The organism is Micromonospora sp. KC213, from assembly GCF_004348325.1.
Lineage (GTDB): Bacteria > Actinomycetota > Actinomycetes > Mycobacteriales > Micromonosporaceae > Micromonospora.
Map to the genome: position 1 here is coordinate 1 of NZ_SMKF01000123.1, position 17,757 is coordinate 17,757.

Consider the following 17,757-nt stretch of genomic DNA (forward strand, 5'->3'; position numbering starts at 1 on the left):
GCGGTGGGCTCCGGCAGCGCGGTGACCGCCTGCGGCGCGACCGCCACCCGGGCCACCCGCGTGCCGAGTTCGGTCACGGTGAACAGCCACGCCGGCACCTCGGCCTGGCCCCGGCTGGTGCGTATGGGCACGGTGCCGAGCGTGACGGCGGTGACGGTCAGCGGGATGCAGGCGGTGCCGGCGGGGGCGGAGACGGCCCCGTCGGGGCGCGGCTCCCCCGTCGGGGCGGGTGCCTTCGGGCGGCCGTCGCAGGGCGGTGGGTCGCCCTGGTCGAGCTGCCGGTACGCCTCGGCCGCGCTGACCAGCGGCACGGTCAGTTTGCCGTCCGGGAAGCGGATGGTGCCGGTGGCCGGTCGGGTGGCCGGGATCTCGATCTGGTCCCGGTACCAGCCGGCGGCGAGGGCCGCCTCGAGGTCGGGCGTGAGGTCGGGGTCGCCGACCAGCACGGTGGGGCCCTGCAGCGGGACGTATCCGCTGGTCCAGGTCGCGTCGGGCTGCCAGGCTTCGGCGACCTCGACGGCCCGCTGGTGGAACGCCTCCCACCGGTGGTCCGGATCGCCGCCGGAGGGGGCGGAACCGGTCGGCGCGCAGGCGGCCACGGCCAGCAGGGGGAGCCCGAACAGGGCGACGAGTCGACGCATGCCGGTTTGACGGAGGCCCGCAACGGTCGGTTCCCGCCTCAGGTCTCCCCGCCCAGATCGCTCTGGTACGCCTCCCAGAGCAGGTCCGCGCCGTGCTGCCGGTGCCGGGTCAGGGCCCGCAACAGATCCCCGGTACGCCGGCGCAGCTCCGCGGCGGTCACCCGGCGCTGCCGCACCGCGTGCTGGAGGTCGGCGAGCGCCGCGAGCAGCGCCGGGTGCTCGCCGGTCAGCAGTCGTACGCCCCGGTGCAGTCGGGGTGCCTGGCCGAGCAGTTCGGCGTAGAGCCCACCCGGCCCTTCGGTGAGCCGGACGTGGTCGACGAAGCCCTGCCGGACCGGGACGAGGTGGCCGGCGACGCGTTCCCGCCAGTGCGGCTGGCCGGCCGGCTGGGCGAGTGCCCGGGCCAGGGCGGTCAGCTCGCCGGCCGAGACGGGCCGGCGGGTGGCGGGCGGGCGGACGACGGACGGCTGCTGGATCGGACGGGTGACCACGGGCACCTCCCCGCGCTGCTGGCGCTTCATCGCGTACAGCGATGGTGGACCTGCAGCTCAGGGCATGTCCAGAGCACCGGGAGGACTCATTGGCCCCACTTGTCCCGATGGCCCCGCCAGCACCACCGGCAACAGTCGACGGGTACAGCGATGCGCCCCGGCCGGGTGGGCCGGGGCGCATCGTCAGGTGGTGGAGGTGCCGGGAATCGAACCCGGGTCCTTCGCCGCCTTGTCAGGGCTTCTCCGAGCGCAGCTCGCTGTGCCTCTACTCGGCCCCTCCGATCACGCGAGCGAGTCGGTGTGACGGGCCCAGTCGCTGATTGATCTCGCCGCACGGACCCCGCGACCGGGTCCGGTTGGCCAGCCTTCTAGCTGATGCCGGCTAACTGGGTCGAAGGCGCTCCCAGGCCGACAGACTCGCTACTCGCCTCAGGCGGCGAGAGCGAAGTCAGCGCGATTGTTCTTGGCGCTTATTGGTTTCCGACGAACGATTCTCGAGACGACGTCGGCTTCCTCGGCTCGCTTCCCCTGCCGCAACGTACGAAGTCGAAACCAGTCACCCCCTCGGCGGGCCGCCGGTGTTGGCGGCTCCGTCAAGACTAACGCCTGCCGCAACCGGATTCATCCCGAGGCCGGGGCCTGACCTGCCAACCGGGCAAACGGGACGAATCAGTCGTCCATTCCCTTGCCGCGCCGACCCACCACCCGGGCGATCTCCCGATCGGCGTCCCGCTTGGCGAGGTCCTGGCGCTTGTCGTACGACTTCTTGCCCTTGGCCAGGGCGATCTCCACCTTGGCCCAGCCATCGGAGAAGTAGATCTGCAACGGCACCATGGTCAGCCCACCCTCGCGGGTCTTGCCGATCAGCCGGTCGATCTCCAGTCGCTTCAGCAGCAGCTTGCGGGTACGCCGGGGCTCGTGGTTGGTCCAGGTGCCCTGGGTGTACTCCGGGATGTGCATGCCGTGCAGGTAGAGCTCGCCGTCCCGCTCCTGGGCGAAGGCGTCGACCAGGGACGCCCGGCCGGCCCGCAGCGATTTCACCTCGGTGCCGGTCAACGCCATGCCCGCCTCGTACGTGTCGAGGATGGCATAGTCGTGGCGGGCCTTCTTGTTGGAGGCGACCACCTTGCGGCCCTTTTCCCGTGGCATCCGGCGCCACCCCCTCTCGTGTTCCGACCCGCGACCGGACGGCCGGCCGGCGGGCGCAGATCATGCTACCCGAACGCCAACGACCCTCTCGCGCCGTTTGTTTCCGGCGCGAGAGGGTCGGCGGAGAGCCGGGTGACTAGACCCGCAGGTAGAACCGGAGCGTGACCCAGCCGGTGATCGCGCTGAACAGGGCGCCGACGCCGGCCATGATCGGGAACATCAGGAAGATGTCCGACCAGGAGATCGGCGTGATCAGGCCCTCCAGGGCGGACAGCGAGCCGTCCGAGGCGACCGACTTCCCGATCGCCATGAAGGCCAGGGCGAGGATCGAGCCGATCAGACCGGCGACCACGGCCTCCAGCACGAACGGCGCCTGGATGAACCAGTTCGAGGCGCCGACCAGCTTCATGACCGCGACCTCACGCCGCTTGCTGTAGGCGGCCACCTGGATGGTGTTGGCGACCAGGAGCAGCGCCGCCGCGGCCATGAACACCGCGATGGCCAGCGCGAAGGTCTGGATCCCGGTGAGGACGCCGAAAACCTTGTCCAGCAACCGGCTCTGGTCGACGATCTCGTCGATCCCCTCGGTGCCCTTGTACTGGTCGTAGATGTTCTTGTACTGCTCCGGGTCGACCAGCTTGATCCGGAACGACTCGGGCAGCTGGTCGGCCTTGACGGCGTTCACCAGGTCCGGCGCGTCCTGGTACATCTCCTGGAAGCGCTTGTACGCCTCGTCCTTGTTGACGTACGTCACCTCCTTGACCAGGGGGTCGTTCTTCAGCTTGGCGTCGAGGTCGTCCCGCTGCTGGGGGGTGGCGTCGGTCTTCAGGAAGATCGAGACCTCGACGTTCTCGTAGTAGAGGTCCTTCATGTCGCCGACCTTCTGGTACAGCAGGCCCGCGCCGCCCAGCATGAACAGCGACACCGCCATCGTGATGATCATCGCGATGGTCATGGTGACGTTGCGCCACAGTCCGACCAGTACCTCGGACAGGACGTACTTCATCCGCATCGGGTGTTCCTCCGGCTCTCCGGCGTGAGGTGTTCGTCGTCAGGTCGTACGGCAGGGATGGCGCGTCGGCTCACCCGTAGACGCCGCGAGCCTGGTCACGCACGATGCGACCGCTCTCGATCTCGATGACGCGGCGACGCATCTGGTTCACGATGTTGGAGTCGTGGGTGACCATCACGACGGTCGTACCGGTGCGGTTGATCCGGTCCAGCAGGCGCATGATCTCGATCGAGGTGTCCGGGTCGAGGTTACCGGTCGGCTCGTCCGCGAGCAGGATCAGCGGACGGTTCACGAACGCCCGGGCGACCGCGACCCGCTGCTGCTCTCCACCGGAGAGCTCGTGCGGGTAGCGGTGCTCCTTGCCACCGAGCCCGACCAGCTCCAGAACCTCCGGCACCACCCGGCGGGCCACCGCCTTGGTCTTGCCGATCACCTCGAGAGCGAACGCCACGTTCTCGTAGGCGGTGCGGTTCGGCAGCAGCCGGAAGTCCTGGAAGACGCAGCCGATCGAACGCCGGAAGTGGGGCCGCTTCCAGGAGCGCATCGTCGTGACGTCCTTGCCGTTCACGACGACCCGGCCCTTGTTGGGGCTGACCTCGTGCAGCAGCATCTTGATGATGGTGGACTTGCCGGAGCCGGAAGGACCGATGAAGAAGACGAACTCGCCCTTCTCGATCGAGACGGACACGTTGTCGAGCGAAGGCCGGGACGCCTTCGGGTACGTCTTCGTCACTTGCTCAAGCTGAATCACGGGTCGTGAGTCTACGCGGTGTAACCGCAGAGCCAAGTGCCACAGCCCATCGTTGCGAGGCGCGTCATCAATTCCCCCGCTGACCTGGAGATCGACGACGCGCCGCGTCCACGAACGATCACGCAGTGTCGCTGGCGAGTTGCTGCTGCTTGCGCCAGCGGATGCCGGCCTCGATGAAGGAGTCCAGCTCCCCGTCGAAGACGGCGGACGGATTGCCGGTCTCCTGCTCGGTACGGAGATCCTTCACCATCTGATACGGGTGCAGGACGTACGAGCGCATCTGGTCGCCCCACGAGCCGGCGGCGTCGGTCTTCAGGCCCGCCATCTTGGCCTGCTCCTCCTGACGCTTGCGCTCCAGCAGCCGGGCCTGGAGCACCCGCAGCGCGGAGGCCTTGTTCTGCAGCTGGGACTTCTCGTTCTGGCAGGTCACCACGATGCCGGTCGGGATGTGGGTGATCCGCACCGCCGAGTCGGTGGTGTTGACGCTCTGCCCGCCCGGCCCGGAGGAGCGGTACACGTCGACCCGCATCTCGTTCTCGGGAATCTCGATGCTGTCGGTCTGCTCCACCACGGGCAGCACCTCGACCCCGGCGAAGCTGGTCTGCCGGCGGCCCTGGTTGTCGAAGGGGCTGATCCGGACGAGCCGGTGGGTGCCCGACTCGACACTGAGGGTGCCGTAGGCGTACGGGACCTTGACCGTGAAGGTGGCGGACTTAAGCCCCGCCTCCTCGGCGTACGAGGTCTCGTAGACCTCGGTCGGGTAGCCGTGCCGCTCGGCCCAGCGCAGGTACATCCGCAGCAGCATCTCGGCGAAGTCGGCCGCGTCCACGCCACCGGCGCCGGCCCGGATGGCCACCAGCGCCTCCCGGGAGTCGTACTCGCCGGAGAGCAGGGTGCGGACCTCCATCTCCTGGATGGCCTTGGTCAACCCGGCGATCTCGGTCTCGACCTCGGCCAGCGCCCCGGAGTCGCTCTCCGCGTCGGCCAGTTCCAGCAGCACGTACGCGTCGTCGAGGCGGGACCGCAGGCTGCCCAGCTTGCTGATCTCGCCGTTGACGTACGACAACTGGGAGGTCACCTGCTGCGCGCGCGCCTGGTCGTCCCAGAGGTCCGGCGCGGACGCCTGCTCCTCCAGTCGGGCCTTGTCCGCCCGGAGGCGGTCCAGGTCGAGCACCGACTCGATGTTGCGCAGGGTGGCGTCGAGTTCCTTGAGCTGTTCGGCGTAATCGGCAACGGTCACGACAGACAAGCGTACTGCGAGAGCCGGCGGCGGGCTTGCGAGCCCCACGGTCACCGGGAAAGTGTCCCGGGCGACCGGCCCCTGGGCGGTCAGCCGACCGGTGCGGTCTTGAGCCAGGACAGCGCGGCCTTGTGGTAGGCGACGGCGAACTCCAGCGCGCTGGCGTCGTACGTCTCGCCTTCCTTCTTGGCGTTCTTCACCTGTTCCCGCACGTTCGCCAGAGCCTCGGTGTGGTACTCGTTGGCGGTCGCGTACAGGTTCTTCAGCTGACTGGCCGAGTGCAGGTTGCCGAAGGCGATGCGCAGGGCGACCGGGTTGCGGATGGTGTCCTTGCCAGGGTTCTCCGCCAGCCACCGCGAGAACGTCCGTTTTCCGGACGGGGTGATCGCGTACGGCTGGCTCATCCGCGGCCCGGGCTTGCCGAGCCGCACCAGACCCCGCTCGGCCAGCACCGGCAACTCCCGGTAGACCTGACTGCGGGTCATCGACCAGTACGGCGCCAGTCGGCGCTCGGCGGCGGCCATCAGTTGGCCGCCTGTCATCGGCCCGTCGTGCAGCAGACCCAGCAGGGCCGCCGCGGTAGGGTTGACTCCGGATTCCGCCATGCCCTCTAAGCTGCCACTTTGCCGTCACCACGTCCAGGATTTCCGTATTTGCCACCCGGCAGGTTTTCCTATGTGCACTGTCGGCCGACGACAGTGACGCCAGGAGCGTCGATGCCTCGACGCCGTCCGGCGGGCGGTCACCGCGCGTGCCCCGGCCGCCGGCTCTCCCCGTCGGGTGGCGGAGCAGCCCGGCCGGCGGCGCCGTTCGCGCCGCCGGCGGCCGTCGAGGCTCAGCCCATGTGCGGGTACGTGTGGTCGGTCGGCGGCACGAAGGTCTCCTTGATCGTCCGGGGCGACATCCAGCGGACCAGGTTGTGCCAGGAGCCGGCCTTGTCGTTGGTGCCGCTGGCCCGCGCGCCACCGAACGGCTGCTGCCCGACCACCGCGCCGGTTGGCTTGTCGTTGATGTAGAAGTTGCCGGCGGCGTACCGCATCCGCTCGGCCACCGCGTCCACCACCCGACGGTCGGTGGCGAAGATCGAGCCGGTCAGCGCGTACGGCGCGATCGACTCGGCCTGGGCGACCACCTCGTCGAAGCGGGCGTCGTCGAAGACGTGCACGCCGAGGATCGGCCCGAAATACTCCGTGGTGAACGTCTCGTGCGCCGGATCGGCACACTCGAACAGGGTCGGCCGGACGAAGTACCCGACCGAGTCGTCGGCGGTGCCGCCGGCGAGGATCCGACAGCTGTCGTCGCCGGAGATCAGCTCCAACGCGGCGGTGTGCCGGCCGAACGCCTTGTCGTCGATGACCGCGCCGCCGAAGTGGGTGAGGTCGGTGACGTCGCCGTAGCTGAGCGCCTCCACCGTGGCGGCCAGCCGGTCGCGCAGCCCGCCGGCCCAGATCGACCGGGGGACGTACGCCCGGGACGCGGCCGAGCACTTCTGGCCCTGGTACTCGTACCCGCCCCGGATCAGCGCGGTGTGCAGGGCGTCGACGTCGGCGCTGGCGTGGGCGACCACGAAGTCCTTGCCTCCGGTCTCGCCGACCAGCCGCGGGTAGCCCCGGTATCCGGCGATGTTCTCGCCGACGGTCCGCCACAGGTGCTGGAAGACCTTGGTGGAGCCGGTGAAGTGGATGCCGGCCAGGTCCGGGTCGGCGAGGACCACGTCGGAGACCTCCTCGCCCCGCCCGGTGACCATGTTGATCACACCGGGTGGCAGGCCGGCCGCCTCGAACAGCCGCATGGTGAAGTGCGCGGCGAACTGCTGGGTCGGCGCGGGCTTCCAGACCACGGTGTTGCCGAGCAGGGCCGGCGCCGAGGGCAGGTTGCCGGCGATCGCGGTGAAGTTGAACGGGGTGACCGCGTAGACGAAACCTTCCAGCGGGCGGTGGTCGAACCGGTTCCACACCCCGGGCGAGGAGAGCGGCTGCTCCGCCAGCAGCTTGCGGGCGAAGAACACGTTGAACCGGAGGAAGTCGACGAACTCGCACGCCGAGTCGATCTCCGCCTGCACGGCGGTCTTGGACTGGCCCAGCATCGTGGCGGCGTTGAGGGTGTCCCGCCAGGGGCCGGCGAGCAGTTCGGCGGCGCGTAGGAAGATCGCCGCCCGCTCCTCGAAGGGCAGCGCCCGCCACATCGGGGCGGCGTCCTTGGCGGCCCGTACCGCGGCGCGGGCGTCGTCGTGGGTGGCGTGGCCGGTGACCCCGAGGACGTGCGCGTGCCGGTGCGGCTGGACCACGTCGATCGGCTCGCCGCCGGCCATCCGCTGCTCACCGGCGATGGTCATCGGCAGGTCGATCCGCTCGGCGGCCAGCTCGGTCAGCCGCCGCTGGAGCCGCTCCCGGTCGGTGCTGCCCGGCTCGTAGGTGCGTACCGGCTCGTTGCGCGGCTCGGGTACGGAGAAGACGGCGTCCATCACGGCTCCTGTGGGATCTCGACGGCGACGGCGGGAACCGGACCCGCGGGCACCGGCCGGGCGGCCGGACACCGGCACGCCGCGTCGGGTACCGGTCGCGGCGGCGGGACCTGCCGCGATTCTTCCACGCCGGTCCGTCGACGATCACGTCCCGCCCTGCCGGAAGCCGTAGATCGTCAGGCTCGGCGCGACATCAGGCACCGATCCGTACTCAGAACCGCGGATCAGCCGAAGAAAAGCAAGGCCGGCGGCCTGCCGCCACGGTCCCGTGGTCCGCCGCCGCAGCCGGCGGTGAGGTTCCAACCGGGCGCGTACGCTGGATGGCCGATGACCTGCCCGGCCCGCTGGCACGTCGGGCGCGGCGGCGAAGGGGAGAGCATGAGCAAGCAGCCCGGCAGCTCGACGGCGGCGCAGCCGGACCAGCCGGACACCACCGACCCGGGCGACGAGGCCACACCGGTCGACCGAGGGGCAGCCCTCCCGCCGGACGGCGACGCCACCGGACCGGGCGACGGGCGGTCGGCGGCCGCCCCGGGTGCCCCCGCGCTGGCCCTGCTGGCGATCGGTTGGCTGGCCGCGATGCTCTGGTCGACCCGGGAGGCCATCCACTCGGCGGCGGTCGGGCTCACCGCCATCAGCCTCTCCGCCTTCGCGCTGCCCGGAGTGATCTCCGCCGCCCTGGTGGCCGGCGCGGCCTTCGCGCTGGCGGTGGGCGAGTTGCTGGCCGGGCGGCTCGGCGACCGGGCCACCCTGCGCTTCGTGACCGCCATCGGCACCGGGCTGCTGGTCGGGCTCGGCACGGCGGTCGCGATCAACCTGACCTACGCCGACAACGCCACCACCAACACCATCGCCGGCACCAGCGCGGCGGCGGCCATCATCGGTGCGGCGATCGCCGGGACCCGTACCGCCGCACCGATCGGTGCGATCGTCGCCGCCACCCTCGGCACGCTGCTGTTCGTGGTGGCGTTCAGCCGCGCCCGGGACCCGCTGTTCGAGCTGTTCGGCGCCGGCGACTCGCAGGCGTCGCTGGTCGACGCCGCCAAGTGGGTCTCCCGCACCGAGTCGCTGCTGGCGGGTCTGCTCGCCGGACTGCTCACCTTCGGCTACCTGACCTGGGCCCGCCGCCGGGCGGTCCGGCGCGACCCCGCGGCACCGGCGCTGCGCTGGCCGGCGTACCTGGCGGCGGGCGCCGGGCCAGGTCTGCTCCTGCTGCTCACCGAAGTGATCATCCGCGTCGGCGGCCGGACGCTGCTCGACCTGGCCGGTGCGCTCAGCGAGGCCGACTCGGTCGCGCAGACCAGCCTGGGCACCTCCCGGATCGACAACGGCATCTGGGTGCTCTTCGTGGGGGCGCTCACCGCGTTGATCCTCTTCGGCCGCACCCTCGACCCGGCCCGCCACGACGCCGACGAGCCGGAGACGGACGAGGACTGAGCCGACCGGCGGCGTCCCCCCGGGTCAGGACGTCGCGGCGTGGATCAGCAGGTCGAGTTCGGACGGGTCGTACCACTCCAGCTCGTGGTCCTCGGCGCCGTCGACGGTGAACTGGGCGTCCGGGTCTCCGGCCAGGGCCTCGCTCACCGCGTCCACGGCGGCCGTGACGTCCTCGACCGCAGCCGCCCCGTCCACGTGCAGTGCGGCCACCGCCGTCATCGGCACCGGCCCGTCGAGCAGCACGTGGCTGGAGCCGAGTTCGCCGCCGGCCCGCCCGACCGCCGCGGGCGGCAGGTCGACCGAGACCACCACCCGGCGGCGGGGCGCTGCCGGGTCCGCCCGCAACAGTTGGAGGGAGTCCTGGGCGGCGCGGGTGAACGCGACGTACTCCAGCTCCTCCTCGTCGCCCTCGGCGTACCACTCGCGCAGGGTGGGAGTGACGGCGTGCGCCTCGGCGGCCGGCAGCCCGTGCTCGCGGAGCAGGGTCAGCATCGGTACGGTCGCCGGGACGTACACCCGGACCAGCTGGTCGCCCACGGTCGTCTCCCCCGCTCGCTCACCGGCCGGCAGGCCGCCGGTCCCGGGCGCCGATCATGCCGTACGCCGCCAACCGTCATACACCCCGCACCCGTGCGGACGGAAGCGTGCCGCACCGGGCCGGTATGCCCGACCGTCCGCCCGGTGCTGGGCCGGACCCGTCGACGGTGGCAAACTGAAGCAAACGACGCCAACACCGGGGGTTGACCGTGGAGCCGAGGTTTCTCCTGCTCTCCGACGTGGCCACCGAGTTGAACGTGTCGGACTCGCAGGTCTACCACATGGTGCGCAGCGGCGAGTTGCCCGCGATCAAGATCGGCGGGCGCGGGCAGTGGCGGGTGGAACGCGCCCGACTGGAGGAGTACATCCAGCGCAAGTACGCCGAGACCGCCGAGTGGGTGCGGGGCAATCCCCTCGCCGACCGCGACAGCGAGTAGCCGTACCGCCGCTTTGCGGCATTGACGTCGGCGTTGCCGTGCTCAAGAATTGGGGCTTGTCAGAGGCAAACGAAGGCAAACGTAGGGATCGAGGTTGAAATGATGGCCGACTCGCGCCGTCCCGGGCCGTCGCGGCCGTCGATCCGGTTGCGCCCCGCCCCGCTCAGTGAGCCGCCGTACGCCGACGAGGCCCCCGACCTCTGGCCCCGACCCGCCGGGCAGCTCGCCCTCGATCTCTTCGGTGCGGCGCACCAGCCGGCCGGGCGACCAGCCGGCCGCCGGCACGATCCGCGACCGCTGCCGAGCCATCCCGGTCGGCCACCCCTGGCCGCTCTCGTCACCGCCACGCCCGAGGCCACCCGGGCCGCGCATCGGTTCGTCGGCACCTGCCTGGAGATCCTCAACGGCTACCGGCCGCCCGGGCAGCTCCGCGCGCTGGTCGCCCCCGGGCGGGTGATCGAGGTGACCGAGCAGTTGGCCCGGGTCGCCTCCCGCACCGGGCCGGTCCGGCGCCGGGCCACCCGCCCCACCCTGCACCTGCGCCGGCTGCGGGTCTGCGAGCCCCGGCCCGCAGCCGTCGAGGTGGCCGCCGTGCTCGCCAGCCCCGGCCGGAGCTGGGCCATGGCGGTACGCCTCGAACACCGCGCCGGCAACTGGCTCTGCACCGTCCTCCAGGTGCTCTGACCCGCCGTGATCGACACCGACCGGGGAGAAACGGCGCGGAGCCGCGGCCCCTGGGGACCGCGGCTCCGCTCGCGGATCGGATCGGCCCGGAATCCGGGCGGCCGCTGGCTCAGGCCCCGCCGTTGGGGGAGCCGTGGCAGCGCTTGTACTTGCGGCCGGAACCGCACGGGCAGGGGGCGTTGCGGGACGGTCCCCCACCCTCCGCCTCGCCCGGGTTGGCGCGCCGCGCGGTGCTCGCCGCAGCCATCGCCTGCCCGCCCAGCGGGCCGCGCGGCGCCGCCTGCGCCGCCGGTCGCGCCGGCTTCGCCGCGCTGCCGGCACGCGGAGCCGGCGCCTCCTGCTCGGGCCGCTCGATGACCGGGGTGCCCCGGCCAGCCTCGCCGTCCACGCTCGGGGCGGAGTACTGCAGCCCCTGCGGCTGCGGCGCGCGGGTGAGACCCTTGGCGCGGATCTCGACCGGCTTCTCCAGCAGCTCGACCTCCTCGGCCGCCGGCTCCGGCTCCTGGACCTGCACCTCCAGGTTGTAGAGGAAGCCGACCGTCTCCTCCTTGATGCCGTCCATCATGGTGGCGAACATGTCGAAGCCCTCGCGCTGGTACTCGATGACCGGGTCGCGCTGGGCGTACGCCCGCAGGCTGATGCCCTCCTGGAGGTAGTCCATCTCGTACAGGTGCTCGCGCCACTTGCGGTCGATGACCTGGAGCAACACCATCCGCTCGAGCTGGCGTACCCCCTCCTCGCCGAGCTGCTCCTCGCGCCGGTCGTACGCGGCGTGCGCGTCCTCCTTGAGCCGGGCGAGGATGAAGTCCTGGTCCAGGCCGGCCCGGGAGCCGACCTCCTCCTCCAGTTCCTCGACGGTGACGCCCACCGGGTAGAGCTGCTTCAGGCTGGCCCAGAGCTGGTCGAGATCCCAGTCCTCGGCGTACCCCTCGCTGGTGGCGCCCACGACGTACGCGGTGATCACGTCGTCGATCATGTTGCGGACCTGGTCGGAGAGGTCCTCGCCGTTGAGCACCCGCAGCCGCTCGGCGTAGATCACCTGGCGCTGCTTGTTCAGGACCTCGTCGTACTTGAGGACGTTCTTGCGGATCTCGGCGTTCTGGGCCTCGATCTGCGCCTGGGCGCTCTTGATCTGGCGGGTGACCATCTTCGACTCGATGGGCACGTCCTCCGGGATGTTGAGCCGCTCCATCACCGCCTCGACCGCACCGGCCCGGAACCGCTTCATCAGTTCGTCCTGCAGCGACAGGTAGAAGCGGGACTCGCCCGGGTCACCCTGACGGCCGGCACGACCGCGCAGCTGGTTGTCGATCCGGCGGGACTCGTGCCGCTCGGTGCCGAGCACGTACAGCCCGCCGGCGGCGGCGACCTCCTCGGCCTCCGCCTCGCACGCCTGCTTCCAGGCGGGGAGGACCTCCTCCATCGCCTTGGCGTACTCCTCCTCGTTCTCCACCGGGTCGAGGCCACGCTGGCGCAGCTCGCTGGCGGCGAGGAACTCGGGGTTGCCGCCGAGCAGGATGTCCGTACCACGGCCGGCCATGTTCGTGGCGACGGTGACCGCGCCCTTGCGCCCGGCCTGGGCGACGATCTCCGCCTCCCGGGCGTGGAACTTGGCGTTGAGCACCGAGTGCGGGATGCCCCGGCGGCGCAGCAGCTGCGACAGGATCTCGGAGTTCTCCACCGAGACGGTGCCGACCAGCACCGGCTGGCCCTTCTGGTGCCGCTCGGCGATGTCCTCGATGACGGCGTTGAACTTGGCCCGCTCGGTCTTGTAGATGACGTCGGCGCGGTCGTGGCGGATCATCGGCCGGTGCGTCGGGATGGTCACCACGCCGACCTTGTAGACCTTGTTGAACTCGCCCGCCTCGGTCTGCGCGGTACCGGTCATGCCGGACAACTTCTCGTACAGCCGGAAGTAGTTCTGGAGGGTGATGGTGGCCAGGGTCTGGTTCTCCTGCTTGATCTCCACCCCCTCCTTGGCCTCGATCGCCTGGTGCATGCCCTCGTTGTAGCGGCGGCCGTGCAGGATGCGGCCGGTGAACTCGTCGACGATCAGGACCTCGCCGTCGCTGACGATGTAGTCCTTGTCCCGCTTGTAGAGCTCCTTGGCCTTGATGGCGTTGTTGAGGTACCCGACCAGCGGAGTGTTCACCGACTCGTAGAGGTTGTCGATACCGAGCCGGTCCTCCACCTTGGCGACGCCGCGCTCGGTGACCGCGATGGTGCGCTTGGAGTGGTCGACCTCGTAGTCGCCCTCGCCGTCGGTGCCCGGCTGGAGACGGGCCACCACGCCGGCGAACTCGGAGTACCAGCGGGCGGAGTGCTCGGCCGGGCCGGAGATGATCAGCGGAGTCCGGGCCTCGTCGATGAGGATCGAGTCGACCTCGTCGACCACCGCGAAGTTGTGGCCGCGCTGGACCAACTCGTCCTTGGACCAGGCCATGTTGTCGCGCAGGTAGTCGAAGCCGAACTCGTTGTTGGTGCCGTAGGTGATGTCGCACTCGTACGCGGCCCGGTGCTCGCTGGCCGGCCGGTTGGGCAGCACCACGCCGACGGTGAGCCCGAGGAACTCGTGCACCCGGCCCATCCAGGCGGCGTCCCGCTGGGCCAGGTAGTCGTTCACCGTGATCACGTGCACGCCCTTGCCGGCGAGCGCGTTGAGGTAAACGGCCATGACCGAGGTCAGGGTCTTGCCCTCACCGGTCTTCATCTCGGCGATGTTGCCGAAGTGCAGCGCCGCGCCGCCCATCACCTGGACGTCGTACGGACGCTGGCCGAGCACCCGCGAGGCGGCCTCACGGCACACGGCGAACGCCTCGGGCAGCAGGTCGTCGAGGGTTTCACCGTCGGCGAGCCGTTCCCTGAACTGGTCGGTCATCCCCCGCAGCTCGTCGTCGGTGAGGTTGACGTAGTCGTCCTCGATCGAGTTGACGGCGGCGGCGATGGCCTTCAGCCGGCGCAGCATGCGGCCCTCGCCCGCGCGAAGGACCTTTTCCAGAATCGACACGGATCAACGCTCCCCTAGACAGTCTCGACCCATCGTAGGCGCTCCATCGGCACGATGGTCACTGGTGGCGGCGGCACGCCCCGGCGAAAACGACATAACGCGCCCGCCACCGAGTCACCGGCGCATATCCGGTTACGCCCACCGCGAACGATCCGGCACCATGCCCGGATGGAGCCTGTGGAGATCACCGAGGACGGCCTGCTGCTGCGCCGCTGGCGAGCGACGGACGCCGACGACGTGCACCGCGCCTGCCAGGACCCGGACATCCAGCGCTGGACCACCGTACCTCGTCCGTACCTGCCGGAACACGCCCGCGGTTTCGTCACCGAACACAGCCGGCGGGCCTGGATCGAGGGCACCGGCGCGCCGTTCGCCGTCTGCGACGCCGCCACCGGCGAGTTGCTCGCCGCCTGCGGTCTGATCGCGATCGACCACGACCTCGGCTCCGGCGAACTCGGCTACTGGACCGCGCCGTGGGCGCGCGGCCGGGGCGTGGCGGTACGGGCGTCCCGGGCGGTCGCCCGCTGGGCGTTCGACACGCTGCGGCTACGCCGGCTGGTCTGGCAGGCCGAACTGGGCAACCACCGCTCCCGGCTGGTCGCGCTGCGGGCCGGCTTCCGGGTCTCCGGCGAGCTGCGGCTGGCCCGCCCGCACCAGGGCGGTCGGCCCGACGGCTGGGTCGGCTCGCTCCTGCCCGGCGAGGTGCCCACCCCCGGCGGATCCGGCCCGGCCGGCCCGAACACCCTGCAGGCGCGGCGCGCCGCGGTCTTCGGCCGGCCCCAGCCGGTCCTCTTCGCCGGCACCGGCGAGACCGAACTGCGGCTGCGCCCGATCGAGACGCGCGACCTCGACGCGATCGTGGCCACCTGCCGGGACGATCAGACCATCAGATGGACCACCGTGCCGCACCCGTACCGGCGGGAGCACGCCGAGGCGTTCCAGCGGGACGTCGCCGACCTCGCCTGGGCCCGGGGCGATGGGGCGTACTTCACCGTCGCCGACGGGCAGGACCGCTACCTGGGCTCGATCGACCTGCGCGTCGGCGCGGACCCGCTCGCCGGTCACGTCGGCTTCATGACCGCGCCGCACGCCCGGGGTCGGGGCCACATGACCGCCGCCGTGGCCGCGCTGGCCGCCTGGGGCTTCACCACCCTGGGGCTGGCCCGCATCGAGTGGCTGGCCATGGTCGGCAACACGGCGTCGCGACGGGTGGCGGAAAAGGCCGGTTTCACCATGGAGGGTGTGCTGCGCGGCCGGTTGCCCACCCGGGACGGCCGGGGCGACGCGTGGATCGCCGCGCTGCTCGCCGAGGACCTGACGTGATCCCCGAGGTCGTGGAGGCGGGCGCGGTCCGGCTGCGCCCGTTCCGGCCGGGCGACGCCGAGGACCTCGCCGCCGGCTGCGGTGACCCGGAGGTGTCGCGGTTCAACCCGGACACGCCCCAGCCGTACCCAATCGCCCATGCCCGGTCGTGGATCACCGAGGGCGCTCCGGCGGCCTGGACCACCGGCGGAGTGGCGTACGCGATCGCCGACGCCGCCACCGACCGGCTGGTCGGCGGCGCGGACCTGAGTCGGGTCGCGCCGGCGTACGGACAGGCCGAGCTGGGCTGCTGGCTGGCGCCCTGGGCGCGGCGTCGCGGCGTCGCGACCGCCGCCGTCCGCGCCCTGACGGCGTACGCGTTCCGCGCCGGCCTGGCCCGGCTGGAACTGCTGACCCACGCCGAGAACCCGGCCGGTCAGCGGGTCGCGCTCGCCGCCGGTTTCCGTCACGAGGGGGTACGCCGGGCCGCCGGCCGGTCCCGCGACGGCGGCCGGCGTGACCTGATCGCCTGGACGCGCCTCTCCGGCGATCCGGACGGTCCGACCTCTCGTCCCCTGCCGGACCTGCCCGGCGGCCGGCTCACCGACGGCGTGGTGATCCTGCGCCCGCTCGGCCCGGACGACGTCGACGTCATGTACCGCCTGCACACTCTCGCGGAGGTGGTGGCGAACCAGGCTCCGCCGGTACCGCCGACCCGGGCCGCGATCGAGCGACGCTGCCGGACGGCGGAGAGCGCCTGGCTGACCGGCGTCGTCGCGCGCCTGCTCATCGTCGACGCCGCCAGCGGCGAGCCGGCGGGCAGTTGCGGGCTGTCCCGGTCGGACCCGGCCAGCGGCGAGGGAAGCGTCGGGTACGCGCTGTCGCCCGGCTGGCGTGGCCGTGGGTACGCCACCCGCGCGCTGCGACTGCTCGCCGGTTGGGCGTTCGGCCCGGTGGGGATGGCGCGGCTGGTCGCCGGCACGCTGCCGGACAACACCGCCTCGCACCGGGTGCTGGAGAAGGTGGGATTCCGCCGGGAGGGCCTGCTGCGCGGGCGACTCCCGGGCCTGGACGGCACCCGGATCGACGACCTGGTCTTCGGGGTGCTCCCGGAGGAGCTGCGCTGACTCCGGCCGTGGTGGCGGCGCGGGCCGCCACCACGGCGGTCAGCGGTCAGGTGTCGAGGGCGATGATGCCGTAGTCGTACGCGTGCCGCCGGTAGACGACGCTCGGCCGGCCGGACTCCTTGTCGTGGAACAGGTAGAAGTCGTGCCCGACCAGTTCCATCTGGAACAGGGCTTCGTCCACCGTCATCGGATCCGCCGGGTGCACCTTGGCCCGGGCGATGTGCCAGGGCTGGTCGTCGTACTCATCGGTCGGCTCCTCGGCGCGCTCGGCCACCGCGGTGGCGGTGCCGGTCGGGGACAGGCCGGGCCCGTCGAGGCCCGCCACCGGCAGGCCGGCGGTCGCGGCGGCGACGGAGAGCGGCGCGTGCCGGCCCCGGTGCACACGGCGGCGGTCGGCCGCCCGGCGCAGCCGGGTGTCGAGTTTGGCGATGGCCGCGTCGAGCGCGCTGTAGAAGTCGCTCGTGCAGGCCTCGGCGCGGATCACCGGCCCTCGGGAGACGCAGGTGATCTCCACGCGCTGGCAGGTGTCGGACTGGCGGGGATTGCGTTCGTGGAACAACTCCACGTCGACCCGGATGAGCTTGTGGTCGTAGCGTTCGATTTTCGCGAGCTTCTCGGCTACGTGCACCCGGTAATGGTCCGGCACTTCGACGTTTCGGCCCTTGACCACGATGTCCACGTGACCTCCCTCTTTGGATGGCCGTCTGTTCTTCTACGACCCGGTCGACGGACCCAGGGAGCCTCCCGTACGGCGTCGACCGGTCAGTGCGGCTACGCCTCCTTCCACCGTCGGGGGACGGTGTGTGGCACCTCCTACCCCCGACACCGAAACGCTAACTCCGATTCGCCCGGCAGTCACCCCCGGTTGTCGACAACGCTCAGGAAATTCACAGCACATGCCACCAAGGGGTGAAAAGGAATCACGAAGCGTCACCATTGCTGCCGTTTTTGCGTTGCCGCCAGTACGGCCGCGACATTTGGCGTCATTCCCGTGCCGCGCAAAGTCCGACTCACCGCCGCCAGGGTGGCCCCGGTCGTGAGGATGTCGTCGAGCACCACCACCACCCGGCCCGCCGCCGAGCGCCGCCGGCCACCCCGCGCCCGGAACGCCGACTCGGCCGCCACCGCCCGCCCGGCGCTGTCCAACGCCACCGAATCCGGCCGGGGCAGCGCCCGCAGCGGCCGGGCCGTCGCCACGTCCCAGCCCACCCCGCTCAGCCGGGCCGCCGCGTGCCGGGCCAACCGGCTCAGGTGGTCGCCGTAGCGGGCCCGGGCCGCCGCCGCGGTGTCCGGCACCGGCACCAGCAGCACCGGCCGCGCCGGGCCCACCGCGGTGGCCACCACCTCGGCCAACAGCGCGCCCAGCGGCCGGGCCAGCCCGTGCCGGCCCCGCTCCTTGTACGCCAGCAGCGCCTCCCGCAGCTCGCCCGCGTACGGGCCGAGCGCGTGGCAGGGCGGCAGGCCGGGCGGGGCGGGGG

The 17,757-nt window shown here is 71.6% G+C and carries 17 protein-coding genes and 1 other RNA gene; 5 read left to right on the forward strand and 13 right to left on the reverse strand.

The features are described from left to right. The 9 genes from E1166_RS21730 to pruA all read right to left on the reverse strand — a co-directional run. A partial coding sequence (locus tag E1166_RS21730; RefSeq protein ID WP_132341497.1) for a hypothetical protein occupies positions 1-641 on the reverse strand: 641 nt, incomplete at its 3' end. Positions 642-679: 38 nt separating this feature from the next. Continuing rightward, positions 680-1,162 (reverse strand): hypothetical protein, encoded by a 483-nt coding sequence (locus E1166_RS21735; protein WP_243710474.1) that lies wholly within the window; start codon positions 1,160-1,162, stop codon positions 680-682. A 158-nt stretch (positions 1,163-1,320) separates the two neighbouring features. Then, positions 1,321-1,696: a transfer-messenger RNA gene (gene ssrA / locus E1166_RS21740) on the reverse strand. 105 nt (positions 1,697-1,801) lie between these two features. Continuing rightward, positions 1,802-2,281, reverse strand: a complete 480-nt coding sequence (gene smpB, locus E1166_RS21745; protein WP_132341499.1) for an SsrA-binding protein SmpB — start codon at positions 2,279-2,281, stop codon at positions 1,802-1,804. A 136-nt stretch (positions 2,282-2,417) separates the two neighbouring features. Further along, complete coding sequence (ftsX, locus tag E1166_RS21750; RefSeq protein ID WP_132341501.1) at positions 2,418-3,293, reverse strand: permease-like cell division protein FtsX; 876 nt, start codon at positions 3,291-3,293, stop codon at positions 2,418-2,420. A gap of 70 nt (positions 3,294-3,363) precedes the next feature. Then, positions 3,364-4,044 carry a cell division ATP-binding protein FtsE gene (gene ftsE, locus E1166_RS21755; protein ID WP_132182849.1) on the reverse strand — a complete coding sequence of 227 codons (681 nt, stop codon included), beginning with the start codon at positions 4,042-4,044 and terminating at the stop codon, positions 3,364-3,366. Between the two features lie 118 nt (positions 4,045-4,162). Further along, the gene (gene prfB / locus E1166_RS21760) at positions 4,163-5,284 is read right to left on the reverse strand and encodes a peptide chain release factor 2 (protein WP_132341503.1); all 1,122 of its coding nucleotides are present in this window, start codon (positions 5,282-5,284) and stop codon (positions 4,163-4,165) included. An 89-nt stretch (positions 5,285-5,373) separates the two neighbouring features. After that, the gene (locus E1166_RS21765; protein WP_132267755.1) at positions 5,374-5,889 is read right to left on the reverse strand and encodes a PadR family transcriptional regulator; all 516 of its coding nucleotides are present in this window, start codon (positions 5,887-5,889) and stop codon (positions 5,374-5,376) included. Positions 5,890-6,119: 230 nt separating this feature from the next. Then, positions 6,120-7,748 (reverse strand): L-glutamate gamma-semialdehyde dehydrogenase, encoded by a 1,629-nt coding sequence (gene pruA, locus E1166_RS21770; protein ID WP_132341505.1) that lies wholly within the window; start codon positions 7,746-7,748, stop codon positions 6,120-6,122. Between the two features lie 378 nt (positions 7,749-8,126). Between pruA and E1166_RS21775 the strand changes: the two genes are divergently transcribed. Beyond that, positions 8,127-9,185 carry a hypothetical protein gene (locus E1166_RS21775; protein WP_132341507.1) on the forward strand — a complete coding sequence of 353 codons (1,059 nt, stop codon included), beginning with the start codon at positions 8,127-8,129 and terminating at the stop codon, positions 9,183-9,185. A 24-nt stretch (positions 9,186-9,209) separates the two neighbouring features. On the opposite strand, the gene E1166_RS21780 is transcribed toward E1166_RS21775, so the two are convergent. After that, entirely contained in the window at positions 9,210-9,722 is a 513-nt protein-coding gene (locus tag E1166_RS21780) for a hypothetical protein (protein WP_132267747.1), read from the reverse strand. Positions 9,723-9,931: 209 nt separating this feature from the next. Here E1166_RS21780 and E1166_RS21785 point away from each other — a divergent pair, with 209 nt between their 5' ends. Together E1166_RS21785 and E1166_RS21790 are read left to right on the forward strand one after the other, a co-directional pair. Continuing rightward, on the forward strand, positions 9,932-10,159 hold the full coding sequence (locus tag E1166_RS21785) for a helix-turn-helix domain-containing protein (RefSeq protein WP_132267745.1): 228 nt from the start codon (positions 9,932-9,934) through the stop codon (positions 10,157-10,159). Between the two features lie 102 nt (positions 10,160-10,261). Continuing rightward, complete coding sequence (locus tag E1166_RS21790; protein WP_132341509.1) at positions 10,262-10,843, forward strand: Rv3235 family protein; 582 nt, start codon at positions 10,262-10,264, stop codon at positions 10,841-10,843. Between the two features lie 109 nt (positions 10,844-10,952). On the opposite strand, the gene secA is transcribed toward E1166_RS21790, so the two are convergent. After that, positions 10,953-13,850, reverse strand: a complete 2,898-nt coding sequence (gene secA / locus E1166_RS21795; RefSeq protein WP_132341511.1) for a preprotein translocase subunit SecA — start codon at positions 13,848-13,850, stop codon at positions 10,953-10,955. Positions 13,851-14,018: 168 nt separating this feature from the next. On the opposite strand from secA, the gene E1166_RS21800 reads away from it, so the two are divergent. Next, a complete protein-coding gene (locus tag E1166_RS21800) occupies positions 14,019-15,173 on the forward strand; it encodes a GNAT family N-acetyltransferase (protein WP_132341513.1) in 1,155 nt (384 codons plus the stop codon). Then, positions 15,170-16,279 carry a GNAT family N-acetyltransferase gene (locus E1166_RS21805; RefSeq protein ID WP_132341515.1) on the forward strand — a complete coding sequence of 370 codons (1,110 nt, stop codon included), beginning with the start codon at positions 15,170-15,172 and terminating at the stop codon, positions 16,277-16,279. The genes E1166_RS21800 and E1166_RS21805 overlap by 4 nt, the downstream gene beginning before the upstream one ends. Before the next feature lie 46 nt (positions 16,280-16,325). Here the strand turns inward: E1166_RS21805 and raiA are convergent, their stop codons facing one another. Together raiA and E1166_RS21815 are read right to left on the reverse strand one after the other, a co-directional pair. After that, positions 16,326-16,958: a ribosome-associated translation inhibitor RaiA gene (raiA, locus tag E1166_RS21810; protein WP_132267733.1), complete on the reverse strand. Its 633-nt coding sequence runs from the start codon at positions 16,956-16,958 to the stop codon at positions 16,326-16,328. A 251-nt stretch (positions 16,959-17,209) separates the two neighbouring features. Next, the coding region (locus tag E1166_RS21815) for a ComF family protein (protein ID WP_132341517.1) at positions 17,210-17,757 on the reverse strand (548 nt) is incomplete at its 5' end.